This is a genomic window from Pedobacter sp. UYP1 (assembly GCF_040547305.1).
Classification (GTDB): Bacteria; Bacteroidota; Bacteroidia; order Sphingobacteriales; family Sphingobacteriaceae; genus Pedobacter.
On the sequence record NZ_JBEPPL010000024.1, the window covers coordinates 25,813 to 42,232 of the forward strand.

Here is a 16,420-nt window from a genome sequence, read left to right on the forward strand (position 1 = left end):
CTCTACTTTAAAAATACGACACTAAGTATGACAGGCGCGAATAACATGATTTGGGAACATCAGCAGCATTGCCAGATTTCATTGCAACTTGCAGCAGAAGAACTTTTTAATTCATTAGATGACAGGCTTTCTCCACGGATTTTTCTGATTGGTGTATTGCTTAAACCTGATATGCACCTTCCTTTTGTGAGTCTGGAATGCCCGGACGCTGAATATGAAATGAAGGATTTTATGTCTTTAAAAGCATTAAGTATACAGCATAGCTTACTAGTTAAACAAGAGAACGAAGTAGAGAAACAGAGCCATACCGGGCTGCTTAATACTGCGTATACGACAGAGATGCAACATATTTTAAGAACACATGTGAATGGAAAAAACAATGCATATTTCTTCTCTGAGCCAGTTTATGTCAATGGATATCTTGTTTATGCGGTTCTGGAATTAAGCAGACAACTACTCAGTACTTTTTATTACCTGACTAAGAACACCCTTGCGAACGGTCAGCACATTAGCCGCTCTTTCCTGGAGAGTATTATCAAAGTATATCTGGATGCTGCTGCAGATGCACTGAAATCAAAGCCACAATCAGATTTTAATGTGCTTGCTAAAAGCCGCGATGAGCTCGTAAGTAAAGCTGGGCATGATTTTCTGACTACAATTTCTCTTGCCGGGCAAAATTCCAGCGGATTGCATGTGTTGTTTGATGCTTGTAATACCATTTCCTCTTTAAAATATGAGGGTGAAGAAGGTTTTGGAAAAATGGTCATTGCAAAGCAAGAGCATCCTAATGTTAAAGTGACGATGTTGCTCGAAAATCCTATTCATATTAAAGATTTCCGCAGGATGAGAAAGTTTTTGGAATTGGCAGACAACAAGCAAATGATGCTCTCGGATTCAGTCTGGATTTATGGTTTAGGCCAGTTAACAGGAAAATATAATTACCATGATGAGTCTTTGTTTATTGTCCATTTCACTAAACATTTTCACTGGGAAGTTTTACACCATAATCATATTATGATGTCTGTTTCGTTCAGAATGCCAGCATTGCATAACGAAAAGATCAATAAAGAAAAATTCTATTCCAGTTTGAAAAGGGTCTTTCACGGAATTGATAAGTCAAAGTTAAATGCGCTTTGGGAAGTCACAATGGAAGCAACCAAACAAAAACACGGAACTATTTTAGCTATTTCTTCAGAAGCAGATCAGGAAGCTATACGACTGAACAGCCAGTGTTTTAAGATTAAACCAATGCGGATTAACAAAGATATCATCCACCAAATCACTTCTATCGATGGTGCAGTATTAATTGATATTGATTGTACCTGCCATGCGATAGGCGTCATTTTAGATGGTATAGCTACAGCAAATGGCGATTCTTCCAGAGGCGCACGCTATAACTCTGCAGTCAGATATTATGAGCATATGATCAATAAAGCGCAGACCGTTTTGGTCGTGATTTCAGAAGATGGCCTGATTGATCTCATTCCTGACCTTAAAGCTCAGGTCAAACATTCAATTATTGTAGCCCATATCAGAGAGCTGACTAAACTTAGTCAATCTGATAAATATTTGAGAAGAAATTTCAATCGTTTAATGGAGTTCTTTCAGGAACACGATTTTTATTTATCTCCAAAGGAATGTGCAACAGTCAATAAATTACGCAGGACAATTGAACTTAAATATAAAGACAGTGAAGATGGCGTCAGGATGATATGGAACAATTTAATACCCAATAGTGCAATGAATATTGGGTATTATGTAAGGGAGTAATTTATTTGACTACTGCGTCCAGTTGCTTTTGGCTCCTTGTCCAGATTTTATATTTAACCTGAAATCCCTTGGGCGCATAAACTACAATGGGTAATTTGCTATTATAGCGTGTTAGCTAGAGCCCGTTGGAATCCTTCTTGAGGTGCCGGATAAATTTTCAGATTTTGTTTATCCTGAGCAAAAGAAAGCGCTGTTGTAGTAATTAATCCGAAAACAAGACCGAGCAATAATTTCATGTGATTATATTTTAATTTATATAATTCCAGCGGCAAGAAAGGTGGCAGAAGGATTCTATTTAAATAGAAATATGACCTGACACAGATTAAATGCAATAAAGTTGCTTCTATATTTGTACCTCATTTATAACAGACGCAATTCTTTAATTGTGTTTGAGATTTTAGCTCAATACTCCATATTATGGCCCTTTCAAAAACTACACAACGCCTCGACCGGCTCGGAATGACTGCATCTGCTTTATGTGCAATTCATTGTGCCTTAGTTCCTATATTTCTGACTACTCTCCCACTTTTAGGGCTTGAATTTTTAAGTAATGAATGGGTGGAAATCTCTATGATCATCGTATCTGTAATATTGGGAACACTCTCTTTAAGTATGTCCTACCGGAAACAACATCGTAAATTATTTCCTTTTATAGTTTTATTCAGCGGCTTCGCATTGATCGCTACTGGTCATTTTTCTGGTATAGAAAGCCTCGAACCAATTTTAATTCCCTTAGGCGGATTTACAGTAGCAGCAGCTCACCTGGTCAACTGGAGATTAAACAGGTCATGTACACATCACGAAATTAACGATTCTGGGCACAAATGATAAAATTTGAAACGCTTTTTATAATTGTATAAACAATATGTCTATTTTGCCAATATGAAATCTTTAGCTACGAAAACCTATATCTTATCAGCTGCAGTCTCTATGTTATCATTTGGGACAATGGCTCAAAGACCAGTGCAAAATCCGGATAATGCAATTTATATCACTACGCATTATACGAAAATTGAAAAACTGGTTCCAATGCGGGATGGTGTAAAACTCTTTACGATCATCTATGTTCCAAAAGATAATTCAAAAAAATATCCTATACTTTATAACCGGACACCTTATTCTGCAGGTCCATATGGAGCAGAGCTGTATAAAACAAGCTTAGGCCCATCTATGGTTTTTGCAAAAGATGGTTATATCTTCGTTTATCAGGACGTAAGAGGCAGATATATGTCTGAAGGGGAATTTGTAGCTACCCGTCCTTATATCCGTAATAAAAAGGGGAAAACAACAGTAGATGAAAGTTCTGACAGTTATGATACGATAGACTGGCTGGTTAAAAATGTAAAAGGAAATAACGGCAAGGTTGGAACCTGGGGGATTTCTGCTCCTGGTTTTTATACGACAATGACTACCATTGATGCACACCCTGCATTGAAAGCTGCTTCTCCCCAAGCTCCGGTAACGGACTGGTTTATGGGAGATGACCGCCATCATAATGGTGCATTCTTTTTAATGGGTACTTTCTCGTTTTTAGCTTATTACGGCGCACCAAGACCTGAACCTACTCCAAATCACGCAGACAGATTCACCGCTTATGGTACACCAGATGCTTATGAGTTCTATAAAAATCTCGGCCCTTTAAAAAATGCTGATGAACGTTATTTTAAAGGAAAAAATCTGATATGGAACGAAATGATGGACAATGAGAACTATACTGATTTCTGGAAGTCGCGTACCCCGGTTCCACATCTCAAAAACATTAAACCAGCAGTAATGACGGTTGGTGGATGGTTTGATCAGGAAGATTTATATGGCCCTTTAAAGACATTTGCAGGTATAGAGAAGAATAAACCTGCCGCACCAAACTATTTAGTAATGGGGCCCTGGACACATGGAAGCTGGACAACAGGTAACAATGCATCGCTTGGCAATGTTCGTTTTAACTCCGAAACCGGTCCTTATTACAGAGAACAGATTGAGCTGGCCTTTTTTAACCACTATCTTAAAGGAACCCCAAACCCTGAACTACCAAAGGCCACCATCTTTGAGACAGGCTCTAATCAATGGAAAAAATATGCGGCCTGGCCTCCAGCTGAAGCAAAAGAAGAACGCCTTTACTTTCACGCTGGCGGAAAACTTTCTTTTGAAGCTCCTTTAAAAGAAGCCAAAGAATATGATGAATTTATCAGTGATCCAGAAAATCCGGTTCCATATACCAATGAAATAAGAATTGACAGAGGAAGTGATTATATGTACGAAGATCAGCGCTTTGCGGCAAAAAGACCAGATGTATTGGTTTATCAGACCCCAGTATTGGAAAATGATGTAGTAATATCCGGACATCTTTTAGCCGACTTATTTGTTTCTACAACAGGTACAGATGCCGATTTCGTGGTAAAACTGATCGATGTATATCCCGGTGATGCACCTGACGACAGTCCGTTGCCTGGTACAAAAATGGGCGGTTTCCAGCAATTGGTTCGTGCTGAAGTGATGCGTTCTAAATTTAGAAATAGCTTTTCAGCACCAGAAGCAATGGTTCCCGGCGCAGTAACAGAAGTCAAATTCGATATGCAGGATGCAGCACATTGCTTTAAGAAAGGCCATAAAATTATGGTTCAGGTTCAAAGCTCCTGGTTCCCACTGGTAGACCTCAATCCTCAAAAGTTTGTGAATATATATAAAGCAACGGAGGCTGACTTTCAAAAAGCAACGCACCGTGTATATTTTAAAAACGGACAGGCATCAAGCCTGAAAGTTAGTGTGTTGAAGACTGATTAAAAGACTTCGACTTCCCAGCTCCTTTTCCAGTCAAGCCCTGGCGATAAAGATTGTATTCCTTCTTTATCGCTAAGTTGCTGGTTATGGTGGATGCTATCAGCAATTCCACACCAAGGTTCCAGACACACAAAATCTGCATCCTTCGCTGACCAGATTCCAAAGAAAGGAAAATCTATGAAACGGAAATTAAGACCATGCTGATTTTTTATATTCTTTAATTGAATAGACTTGCTGTTTAAATCTTTCATGACCAGTGCATCATTATAAAATAATTCATGCTGCAAGTTTAGCTTACGATCGCTAAGCTGTAAGATAGCAACCTGATCACCAATCAGGTTATCTTCAATCTGGTGAATATTCAGAGATTCATCTTGAGAAAATTCAAGATAATAATCCTCATAAACTGTATCTGCAGTTAATGGAACGGCAAAAGCCGGGTGAGCACCTACGGAAAATAAAAGATCTTTTGTTCCTGGATTATTCACTTCATAAGTACAGGAAACTGCAGATCCGGAAAGCCTGTATCTTAAACTGAGTTTAAACTCAAAAGGATAAACCTCTAAAGTTTTCGCATTATGCGAAAGCGTAAATAAAGCTTCCTCCTCATTAATTTGCTGAACCTCAAAATCAAGGTCCCTTGCAAACCCATGACGGGGAAGCTGATATGATTGATCACCAATACAATAGGTATTATTTTTAAGCGCCCCTACAATTGGAAAAAGTACCGGACTGAATTTGCCCCAAAAAGCAGGATCACCTTTCCATAAATATTCCAGGTTATCTTTTTTGCTTTTGATACTTTGTAACTCCGCTCCTTTTGCCGAAATAGTTACTTTGATATTTTCGTTTTCCAGTAAAATCATCATTTTATAAATTTAGGCAAACAGGGGTTCTTTAGTACCTTATTTTACCAATAGTCTTTCTATTCTTTTAACTACATAATCCAGATCAAACGGTTTACTGATATAAGCATCGGCTTGTGCAGTAACACTTTTCTCTTTACTTTCAGGATTAGCTGACATCACAATTACAGGAATATGTTTAGTAAACATATCAGTTTTTAAATCATCACAGATCTCAATTCCATTTCCATCAGGCAACATCACATCGATAATAAACAAATCTGGCAATGCATCGTTCAATTTGCTTTTTAATTCTGCAAAAGTCGAGGATAATTGTAATTCATATCCTTCATCTTTTAATAAAAATTCAATAATATATCTGATATCCTGGTCGTCTTCTAAAACGTGTATTCTTTTCTTCATAATTTATTTTGGTGTGAATCTAAATTTTCCACACAATATGCAAACATTGTTCCGAATTTCCCGTTTTAGAAACATTTTCTCTTAACTATCTTTTCTTAAGACTTCTAAAGGTGGATGCTTCAATATTCCTCCGCTGCTGCTCATTCCTGTGATCACTACAATCAAGGTCACTGCACTAAATAATGACACTACAGGTAAAAGCTCAGGTGTAAAAACTGCGTCGAAAATATAGGTTGCCAGTGCCCAGCTTCCTGCCAGGGCAATGACCATTCCTGCGGCTGCAGCAAGCACACCAAGAAACAGGTATTCAATGGCTGTAATGGAAAGAATTTGTGTTCCTTTTGCACCAATAGTTCTTAAGAGTACAATTTCACGAAGCCTCTGATTTTTACTGCTTCGCACAGCAGAGATTAATACAATCCAGCCTGTAATAATGCTGAATGAAGCCATAAAGCGAATCACAAAACTGATTTTACCTAATAAAGTGTCCAAAACTTGCAGCACCAGCCCGAGATCAATAACTGAAATATTTGGGAAACTCCGCACTATGGCGGCCTGGAATTTCGCAGAAGTTTGAGCATCAGGAATTTTAGTCATCAGTACATGGAATTTAGGGGCTTCTTCTAAAACACCAGCAGGAAATAAGACGCGAAAATTAGTTTGGACTTTCCCCCACTCCACTTTCCGGAAACTTCCAATAACTGTTGGAATCATCATTCCCTGAACATTAAAGAGCATTTTGTCTCCTACTTTTACTCCAATTCTTTCTGCATAACGCTCATCAAGAGAGATATAGACTATATCCTTTGGATAATTAACTTTCCCAACCCAGCTTCCAGCTGTGATTTTTTCTGCACTGGTTAATTGTGTTTGAAAAGTAGCTCTAATCTCATTTTTAAAGGCAGACGAAGAGCTTTCCCGCTTTTGATTCTCCTCATTTCCAGGCTCCTTCTTTTTCAAACTATCAGCCTCAGCCAATTGTGTAGCCGTTTTGCCGTTAATTTCTTCCAGACGCATCGTTACAACGGCAACCTGATTCATTAAAGGTAAATTATATTGCTTAGTGAGTGCGTTTACAGCCTTAACCTGATCGTCCTGAATATCAAAAAGGGCCATATTTGGCTGATCTTTCCCAGACGATATCGTGACCTTATTAATGAGTATTCCCTGAACGAAATATAGAGTAGCGATCAATGTAGTTGATAAACCTATAGCTACAATGAGCATCAGCGTCAGGTTGTTTGGCCGGTAAAGGTTGGAAAATCCTTGTCTCCAGGTATAAGCAATCCCCTTAGGTATCGTTTTTTTAACCAGTGCTAATAATAAAACTGATAGCCCGTAAAATATCAATATAGTCATTAACAGTGCTCCTGAAAAGATAAGGGCCTGCAACCAGCTATTCATCTGGAGATAAGTAAAGCCCAGTACGAATAAGAAAATGATTAGATAAACTATAATTTTCAGTGGATCTGCTTTGAGTTTAACCTGCTCAAAAGATAGTCTTATTGCATTAAGGGGAGATATCCGGCGAACCGATAAAAGAGAAGGTAAAGCAAAAAGTATAGCAATCACCACCCCGGTTATAATGCCCTGAAAAATAGCTCCCCAGGAAAGCTGCATATTAAAATCTACCGGTAAAAAATCCTTCAGTACGTATGGTAATAAAAATTGCAGCCCAGAGCCGATTATGGCACCTGCAACCGCACCTGCAAACCCGATAAAAGTCAATTGAATGAGATAAATAAAGAAAGCTTCCCAAGCACTTACTCCCAGGCAGCGTAAGGTCGCAATTGCTGCCAGCTTCTCACTGATATATACGTGAATTGCACTTCCAACTCCAATACAGCCTAATAATAAGGCGATAAACCCTGCAAGAGAAAGAAATTGAGTCAGATCCTGAAAGGCACGCCCTGTACTTTGTTTTTTAGAAGCAATGGTTTCGTGGTCAAGTCCTTCTTTATCTAAAACAGGCTTGATCGTTTTCAATAAAAGAGGAATTGTCGCCGGTTGATTGAACTTATAATAAAAAGAATAGTGAATCCGGCTGCCAAACTGCGCCAGTCCAGTCTGTTTTAAATATTTAAAAGGAATATAAACCACCGGCGAAATGGAGGCCATAATCCCTGATTGTCCAGGTGCCTGTTCTAAATAACCTGCAATGGCAAAGTTAACTTTACCAATTTGAACAGAGTCTCCGGGCTTAGCATTAAATTGTAGCATTACAGTTTTGTCCACAAGTGCATTTCTTCCCTGGTCAAATTGTTTAGCGGCCAATTTGGGTGTTGTTTCAATCGTTCCGTAAAAAGGATACTGACCTTCCAGGGCTTTGATTTGAACCAGGCGGCTCCCCTCCCCTTTGATAAAATAAAGCATCGAAGGAAAACTCTGTTCTTTTGCGCGTTGATCGCCTAGAGTGTCCAACATATCCAATACAGGTTTACTGATCTCTTTACGGCTATCAATAATCAAGTCTGCTCCGGTTAATGTTTTGGCTTGTTCATCGATATCACGCTGCAGATTATCACTAAAAGAATAAACAGCCACCAAAGCTGCAATCCCTAAAATAATAGAAGAAGTAAAAAGAAATAACCTGGACCGGTTTTTACGGCTATCCCGCCATGCCATTTTAAACAACCAGGAAACAGGAACAGTTTTTCGGAAAACAGGTGGTTGATCAGGCATAAGTTTTTTGTTCGTCAGCTATAATTACTCCACTTTTCAACTTGATAATCCTGTCAGTCCTTGAAGCCAATTCCAGATCATGAGTAACGATTACAAGAGTTGTTCCTGCTTCTTTATTTAAATCGAAAAGAAGACGGATTACTTTTTCACTGGTTTCTCCATCCAGATTCCCTGTAGGTTCATCAGCAAATAAAATTGCAGGAGTATTAGAAAATGCTCTTGCTAAAGATACCCGTTGTTGTTCACCACCTGAAAGCTGCACAGGATAGTGATTAGCGCGATTTGTTAATCCTACCTTGTCTAATAATTCCAATGCTCGTGGACGGATATTTTTTTCGCCTCTCAATTCAAGCGGAACCATGATGTTTTCTATAGCAGTTAAGGTTGGCAGCAATTGAAAGTTTTGAAAAATAAAGCCTACATAGCGGTTACGGACCGCCGCTCTTTCATCTTCGGAGAGCTGATCTAATACCACATGGTTTAATTCTACACTTCCTGAAGTAGCCCGGTCTAATCCGGCACATAAACCCAAAAGCGTAGTTTTTCCACTACCTGAAGGTCCTGTAATTGATACAGTAGAGCCTTTCTCTATAGAGAAATTGATATGATCAAGTATAGTCAGTGAGGAAGACGCGCTTTTATATTGTTTACTGACTTCTTTTATATTTAGGATGGTTTCCAAAGAAATAAGGTTAAATGATGATATTTATTGATATTTGACGCAACAGATGATATTTTGTTACCGTTAATATATCAAAAACCAATCCTTTTATAAGATGAAGAGCATTAAGTTACGTTATAATTACATCGTTTTAATAATGGCAGCCGTGATGTTGTCCAGTTGTGGTGATATGGATAAAAAGACTGACCAGACAACTACAGCTACAGTCAAAGATTCTGTTCACGTAGCACATTCACAAAAACAAGATCCGGTTAAACATATTCTGTTTTTCGGAACTAGTTTAACAGCTGGTTTAGGTATAAATCCAGAACAAGCTTTTCCTGCGCTAATCCAGCAAAAAATTGATTCTTTACATTTACCCTATAAAGTAATTAATGGTGGTTTAAGCGGAGAGACTTCTGCAGCAGGAAAAAGCCGTATTAACTGGTTATTGAAACAGCCAATAGATATTTTTGTACTGGAATTAGGTGCTAATGATGGCTTAAGAGGTGTCCCTATAGAAGAAACAGCAGCGAATTTACAAGCCGTAGTAGATCAGGTAAAAAAGAAATATCCAAAAGCGAAGTTAATGCTTACCGGGATGCAGATGCCCCCAAGTATGGGCGAAAAATATACTAAAGCTTTTGCGGCGATCTTCCCTGCTCTTGCCAAAAAAAATAATATGGACTTTCTGCCTTTCTTGTTAAAGAATGTTGGCGGCATTCCTCGTTTAAATCAAAAAGACGGGATTCATCCAACCCCAGAAGGCCATAAAATAGTTGCAGAGAATGTATGGGCGAAGCTAAAGCCTGAGTTGTAATTTCCTTGCCTTATGAATCCTGAACAAATGATCAGCCAGCTGGCCGGATTTTATAACCATGATCAGTTTGCTGAAATCTATCTTCTGCATGCTGATGAATTTAAGCAGCATGTTGCTGAAAAGACGGTTATGGATTTCTATCATTATGATTTAAAGCGAAGCCTTGGAGAAATCATTTCCTGGGAATTTATAAAGGCTGAAGAAGAAGTATCGGAGTACCTGGTAAATTTCAAGTATGGAGAACTCTCTTTAAAGATAGCTTTAACAGCAGATGATTTACTTGCTTTAGTAAATTGGGAACCAGTCCATCAGGAAGAGGAAATCTTAAATATCAGAGATCCACTGACCATTCTGTCTACTAATAAATTAACAACTCCACTAGAGCGCTTTATTGATCAGCAGGCTATTAAATATCTTCAGAACCCCAATAACCGGAGCCTGAGTATTGGTTTGATCCGGGAACGCATACTGAAACATTCTTTTATGGCGAACCACAATTGGAAAATCATATTTTGCCTGGGTTACTCAGTTTTTCAATGATGATACTATTATCTGGCATAACGGAGGAAACGCCGGGTTCAGAAATTATTGTGCTTTTGTAAAAGAAAAGCAAACCGGTCTTGTTGTCTTAAGTAATTCAAGCAAAGATGTGGATGATATTATTATGTAGTATTCAGTACCATTAGCAATCTGATCTAGAATACTCTCGGGCAAATAGATGATTTAGGTGCTTTTCCAAAAGCTATTCCAACAGTAATTTCATGTGTTCCTGACTGGTACCCGTTGAGTTTTGAGATTGCATAGTCGTAGGAATAACCTATCCTGAAGCGTTCATTTACATAAAACTGGGCAATTCCGATCAAAGCGGCCTGACTGGTTACATCAGTATTTTGATATTCTTTTTTAAATGCTTTAACGCTTGTCCGGTACCCTCCGCCAAGCCAGACTTTATCATTAAATATAGCCATAATATTAAAATCTGCATTGGTAGGGCCTTTAAAATCTTCTCTGATCATCACACTAGGTCTGAACCTCAGATCTGTAGAGGCATTGATCAATGCACCTGCCACAAAGTACATATGCCTGGTCCGGACAATGTTATCAGCAATATTCGTACTTCTTCTGTAATCATCAACAGATTTACTATTTGATAACAGGTTAAGAGCTGAGATACCGGCATACCAATAAGGGGTAGTATAATAAATACCTGCACGGAAGTCTGGGGAAATTTTACTGGAACCTCCCGTTGGAACTGAGCCATCTCCTCCGTCAACTGTGGTCAACGCACTTCCATCCAACCCGTATTGCGCTGCTCCTACCCCTAAACCGAAACTCAAACGGCGCGTATCTGCTCCATCGAGTTGTATCCGGAAGGCATAGTTAAGTGTGATGGAGTTAGAGGTTTGAGGGCCTAATTTATCGGAAGTGATCTGCACACCAACTCCATGTTTGGTGGTTTGCGGATCTAAAATTCCGTCAATAGAGATTTGTCCGGTCTTAGGTGCCCCTTGAATTCCTACCCATTGGTTACGCAGGGCCATTTGAGCAAACCATTCTTCTTTGTACCCTGCGTATGCTGGATTTACACTCAGGGTATTAAATATATACTGAGAGAACTGAATATTTTGCTGCGCAGAAGCATGACCGGTAAATAAACCGATTGAGCAAATAAGCAGTAATATTTTATACAGTTTCTTCATTATCTTTTTATAAGTATCCAGCCATTTTTATTGACCTTGCTTCCAGCTTTTTTCAAGGTGATGACGTAGTAATAAGTTCCTTCTGTTAACCCGGAACCATCCCATTCATCCAGGTAATTGTTATTTCTGTAAACTTCATTCCCCCAACGGTTGAATACCATCAATTCAATACCATCAAAGCTTTCTCTTCCAATAATTTTGAAAGTATCATTTTTACCATCTCCGTTTGGAGTGATCGTATTTGGAATAAATAAGTCAATTGGGATAACAGTAATGGTTACAGTAGCTCTGTTGCTTCTATTCGGCGCCCCGGTTTTATAATCATAGATATAATAAGTGAACTCATCTTTCCCTGAATAACCCCTGTTTGGAGTATAAGTAACAGTTCCATCCATGTGTATATCAACTTTTCCGTTTGATGGTTGTGTATTTTCTATACTAGCTTTATTCAGGCCACTAAGTGAGGCTATATCATTTCCTGCAATATTGATCACAACGGTCTGATTAATCTGAACTTCTGCTTTATCATCTATCGCCTGTGGTGCATCTACTATAATGTGAACAGTTGGCTCATCATTATTTGCCTGTGTACCTGAGATGTCGGAAACTGGGTCGCCAGATGGTGTATAACCTTTAACAGTCGCAGTATTGACCACTCTTCCATCTCTTTTTTCTTCATCTGATATTTTATAAGTTGAGGTAACTGTGATCGATGCTCCTGCGGCAAGTTCATTGGTTCCAAGGTTGAGTTGTCCACCAATTTTGGTATCCATCAGGTTCAGGTTATAGAGTTTCACTCTTCCGTTATTTGTTATTTTAAAGGTATAAACGATAGTAGAAAAATCACTGCTGATCACACCTGTTTTCACCAGTACGATTGATCCATTAGTCACAATATCAACTGTAGCAACTGCTGTTAAAGGGGTGGGCATTTCAGCTGTGGTTAAACTTACCGTGTTAATGATTTTACCCGATTTCGCATTTGGTTTCCCGTTTTCGTCGATGTCTGTTTGAGTAACACGGTAAGTTCCTGTATATACCCATGATTCATTAGCTTCAAGGATACCGTTTCCATTATCTCCATAAGCAGGACCTCTTAATACACCACCTAAGAACGGATCTGATACCTGAACGTTGGTATGGTTGGCTGTACCTGTATTTTTTACTGTGATGGTATATTGAATCTGATCTCCCGCTGTTGAAACTAAGGTTACATTCGCAGTTTTTGTAATGGCCAGGTTACTGCATACAGGTACATTGACGGTAACAGTAAAAGTATTTCCAGGACAGCCTCCTGTAACTGAAGTTGGGACAATGGTATAGATGACTTGCTGAGGGGTATGACTTAAGTTAATCAGTGTGGCGTTAATGTTGTTTCCAGAACCATTGTTCAGACCTTTTACGTTATTATTTGGAGCAACTATCCATGTAAATGTAGCAGGAACTGAATTCCCTCCATTTGCTGTATTGTTTACGTTGTCTTGCAGGTTGTACTGAATGCTGTTATTTGTGCAAGTCAGACCACTGATGACGTCATTAAATCCAATTGGATTGGGAGTAATGATTATTGTTCCGCTAAGTTGCTGAGTTTGACATAAACCGGTGGTATTAATGGTATAATTGAATGTTCCTGATTGTGTTGGAACTCCGTTTATTTTAAGCTGATTATTGTTGTATGACCAAATTATTCCTGTTGGCAGGCCAGTTACTGTTGCATCTATCGCATTTGTAGTTTGATAGGTAATGGTTTGCAGATTATTACTATTTATACATAAGGTTTGATTCGCTGTCGAGGATGCGGAGGTTAATTGTAAGGTTGTATTTGGATTTACTTTGATTGTACCGGTGAGTGTTACTGATGCGCACCCTCCGGTAGTAGTTATGGTGTAAGGGAAAGTTCCCGATATTGAAGGGGCACCGGTAATAGTAAATTGTTTAGTAGCAGCATCATAGTTTGATATCAAACCCGCTGGCAAGGCTGATATTGTTGCGCCTGTCGCGTTTGTTATTTTGTAAGTTATTGGATTAAGTGCTGCATTGATACATAAGACTGGCTGATCGCTTCCTACTGGAGAGGTAAGCTCCATAATTGCATTTGGATACACGTCGATTTGTGCGTGAAGTTCTTTAGTACCACAGTCTCCTTTCGCTGTTACCGTGTAGAGGAACGTCCCTGATTGCGTAGGAGTTCCACTGATGGTTAATAAGCCGTTTGTATAGTTTTGATTTAATCCCGGTGGAAGATTAGTTACAGCTACAGTTCCATTGCTTACGGTGTAAGTGGTGTTTGAGATTGGCGTATTAATGCAGGATGATTGATTGTCGCTGCCAGTTGTTAATACAAGTTCAACGTTTGGTTTGACGAAGATTGTCCCGGTTACGTTTGCTTCTTTACAGTCACCTTTTGCTGTGATCGTATAAGTGATTAATCCAGTTGTGGAAGGTGTACCGGTAATGGTGAATTTGCCGGTTGTATTGTTATAGACTCCTGTCAGCTCTGCTGGTAACCCAGAAACTGTTGCAGCATTGCCATTGGTAATTTGGTATTCGATCTGATCAATCGCTTTATTCACGCACAGTTCCTGACGGTCAGTATTCACTGCTGAAGTTAAAGCAATCGTTACGTCTGGTTTCACATTGATTGTACCGGTAATATCGGCCAGCTTACAATCGCCGGTGGCTGTGATCGTATAAGTAATCAGACCGGCTCTAGCAGGCGAACCGCTAATGGTGAATTTGCCGGTTGTATTGTTATAAACTCCTGTCAGCTCTGCCGGTAACCCAGAAACTGTTGCAGCATTGCCATTGGTAATTTGGTATTCGATCTGATCAATCGCTTTATTCACGCACAGTTCCTGACGGTCAGTATTCACTGCTGAAGTTAAAGCAATCGTTACGTCTGGTTTCACATTGATTGTACCGGTAATATCGGCCAGTTTACAATCGCCGGTGGCTGTGATCGTATAAGTAATCAGACCAGCTCTAGCAGGCGTACCGCTAATGGTGAATTTGCCGGTTGTATTGTTATAGACTCCTGTCAGCTCTGCTGGTAACCCAGAAACTGTTGCAGCATTGCCATTGGTAATTTGGTATTCGATCTGATCAATCGCTTTATTCACGCACAATTCCTGACGGTCAGTATTTACTGCTGAAGTTAAAGCAATCGTTACATCTGGTTTCACATTGATCGTTCCGGTAATACTTGCCAGTTTACAATCTCCTGTGGCTGTGATCGTATAAGTAATCAGACCAGCTCTAGCAGGCGAACCGCTAATGGTGAATTTGCCGGTTGTACCATTATAAACTCCTGTCAGCTCTGCCGGTAAACCAACCACAGTAGCACTGTTGCCGTTCGTTACCTGGTATTCAATTTGTGTAATTGGTTTGTTTACGCACAATTCCTGCTGATCAGTTTTTACTGCCGAAGTCAAGGCAATCATTACATCTGGTTTCACATTGATTGTACCGGTAATATCGGCCAGTTTACAATCGCCGGTGGCTGTGATCGTATAAGTAATCAGACCAGCTCTAACAGGCGTACCGCTAATGGTGAATTTGCCGGTTGCAGCATTATAAACTCCTGTCAGCTCTGCCGGTAAACCAGTCACCGTAGCAGCATTGCCATTGGTAATTTGGTATTCGATTTGTGTGATTGGTTTATTCACGCACAGTTCCTGCTGATCGGTATTCACTGCTGAAATTAAAGCAATCGTTACGTCTGGTTTCACGTTGATTGTACCTGTAATATCGGCCAGTTTACAGTCACCGGTGGCTGTGATCGTATAAGTAATCAGACCGGCTCTGGCAGGCGAACCGCTGATGGTGAATTTGCCGGTTGTATTGTTATAAACTCCTGTCAGCTCTGCCGGTAACCCAGAAACTGTTGCAGCATTGCCATTGGTAATTTGGTATTCGATCTGATCAATCGCTTTATTCACGCACAGTTCCTGATGGTCAGTATTCACTGCTGAAGTTAAAGCAATCGTTACATCTGGTTTCACATCGATTGTACCGGTAATACCGGCCAGTTTACAATCTCCGGTGGCTGTGATCGTATAAGTAATCAGACCGGCTCTGGCAGGCGTACCGCTAATAGTAAATTTGCCGGTTGTACCATTATAAACTCCTGTCAGCTCTGCCGGTAAACCAGTCACCGTAGCAGCATTGCCATTGGTAATTTGGTATTCGATTTGTGTGATTGGTTTATTCACGCACAGTTCCTGACGGTCAGTATTTACAGCCGAAGTCAATACAATGTTTACATCTGGTTTCACATTGATTGTACCGGTAATACCGGCCAGCTTACAGTCGCCGGTGGCTGTGATCGTATAAGTAATCAGACCAGCTGTGGAAGGTGTACCGGTGATGGTAAATTTGCCGGTTGTACCATTATAAACTCCTGTCAGCTCTGCCGGTAAACCAGTCACCGTAGCAGCATTGCCATTGGTCACCTGGTATTCAATTTGTGTGATTGGTTTATTCACGCACAGTTCCTGACGGTCAGTATTCACTGCTGAAGTTAAAGCAATCGTTACATCTGGTTTCACATTGATTGTACCGGTAATACCGGCCAGTTTACAATCTCCTGTGGCAGTGATTGTATAAGTAATCAAACCGGCTGTAGCAGGCGTACCGTTAATGGTGAATTTGCCGGTTGCACCATTATAAACTCCTGTCAGCTCTGCCGGTAAACCAACCACGGTTACGGCATTGCCATTGGCCACCTGGTATTCAATTTGTG

General features: G+C 39.8%; 11 protein-coding genes and 1 pseudogene. 5 read left to right on the forward strand and 7 right to left on the reverse strand.

Annotated elements, in window-relative coordinates:
* The first annotated feature begins 27 nt into the window (after nt 1-27).
* Nucleotides 28-1,770, forward strand: coding sequence for a hypothetical protein (locus tag ABIB30_RS26425; protein WP_354306022.1), 1,743 nt, complete (start codon nt 28-30; stop codon nt 1,768-1,770).
* Nucleotide 1,771: 1 nt separating this feature from the next.
* Here the strand turns inward: ABIB30_RS26425 and ABIB30_RS26430 are convergent.
* Nucleotides 1,772-1,873 (reverse strand): annotated as a pseudogene (locus ABIB30_RS26430) (ecotin family protein); the annotation flags it as partial.
* A 314-nt stretch (nt 1,874-2,187) separates the two neighbouring features.
* Here ABIB30_RS26430 and ABIB30_RS26435 point away from each other — a divergent pair.
* Together ABIB30_RS26435 and ABIB30_RS26440 are read left to right on the forward strand one after the other, a co-directional pair.
* Nucleotides 2,188-2,598 (forward strand): MerC domain-containing protein, encoded by a 411-nt coding sequence (locus tag ABIB30_RS26435; protein ID WP_354306023.1) that lies wholly within the window; start codon nt 2,188-2,190, stop codon nt 2,596-2,598.
* 54 nt (nt 2,599-2,652) lie between these two features.
* Nucleotides 2,653-4,551 carry a CocE/NonD family hydrolase gene (locus ABIB30_RS26440; protein ID WP_354306024.1) on the forward strand — a complete coding sequence of 633 codons (1,899 nt, stop codon included), beginning with the start codon at nt 2,653-2,655 and terminating at the stop codon, nt 4,549-4,551.
* Here the strand turns inward: ABIB30_RS26440 and ABIB30_RS26445 are convergent.
* The 4 genes from ABIB30_RS26445 to ABIB30_RS26460 all read right to left on the reverse strand — a co-directional run bounded on the left by ABIB30_RS26445 (nt 4,548) and on the right by ABIB30_RS26460 (nt 9,180).
* Nucleotides 4,548-5,417, reverse strand: coding sequence for an aldose 1-epimerase family protein (locus tag ABIB30_RS26445; protein WP_354306025.1), 870 nt, complete (start codon nt 5,415-5,417; stop codon nt 4,548-4,550). The two genes, ABIB30_RS26440 and ABIB30_RS26445, sit on opposite strands and share 4 nt — an antisense overlap.
* 36 nt (nt 5,418-5,453) lie before the next feature.
* Nucleotides 5,454-5,816, reverse strand: a complete 363-nt coding sequence (locus ABIB30_RS26450) for a response regulator transcription factor (RefSeq protein WP_068400803.1) — start codon at nt 5,814-5,816, stop codon at nt 5,454-5,456.
* Nucleotides 5,817-5,897: 81 nt separating this feature from the next.
* Nucleotides 5,898-8,498, reverse strand: a complete 2,601-nt coding sequence (locus tag ABIB30_RS26455; protein ID WP_354306026.1) for an ABC transporter permease — start codon at nt 8,496-8,498, stop codon at nt 5,898-5,900.
* Nucleotides 8,491-9,180: an ABC transporter ATP-binding protein gene (locus ABIB30_RS26460; RefSeq protein ID WP_354306027.1), complete on the reverse strand. Its 690-nt coding sequence runs from the start codon at nt 9,178-9,180 to the stop codon at nt 8,491-8,493. The genes ABIB30_RS26455 and ABIB30_RS26460 overlap by 8 nt, the downstream gene beginning before the upstream one ends.
* A gap of 94 nt (nt 9,181-9,274) precedes the next feature.
* Here ABIB30_RS26460 and ABIB30_RS26465 point away from each other — a divergent pair, with 94 nt between their 5' ends.
* Both ABIB30_RS26465 and ABIB30_RS26470 read left to right on the forward strand, forming a co-directional pair.
* Nucleotides 9,275-9,979, forward strand: coding sequence for an arylesterase (locus ABIB30_RS26465; protein WP_354306028.1), 705 nt, complete (start codon nt 9,275-9,277; stop codon nt 9,977-9,979).
* Nucleotides 9,980-9,991: 12 nt separating this feature from the next.
* Nucleotides 9,992-10,519: a hypothetical protein gene (locus ABIB30_RS26470; RefSeq protein WP_354306029.1), complete on the forward strand. Its 528-nt coding sequence runs from the start codon at nt 9,992-9,994 to the stop codon at nt 10,517-10,519.
* Nucleotides 10,520-10,674: 155 nt separating this feature from the next.
* On the opposite strand, the gene ABIB30_RS26475 is transcribed toward ABIB30_RS26470, so the two are convergent.
* Entirely contained in the window at nt 10,675-11,679 is a 1,005-nt protein-coding gene (locus tag ABIB30_RS26475) for a PorP/SprF family type IX secretion system membrane protein (protein WP_354306030.1), read from the reverse strand.
* A partial coding sequence (locus tag ABIB30_RS26480; protein ID WP_354306031.1) for a CLIPPER-2 domain-containing protein occupies nt 11,679-16,420 on the reverse strand: 4,742 nt, incomplete at its 5' end. The genes ABIB30_RS26475 and ABIB30_RS26480, both read right to left, overlap by 1 nt.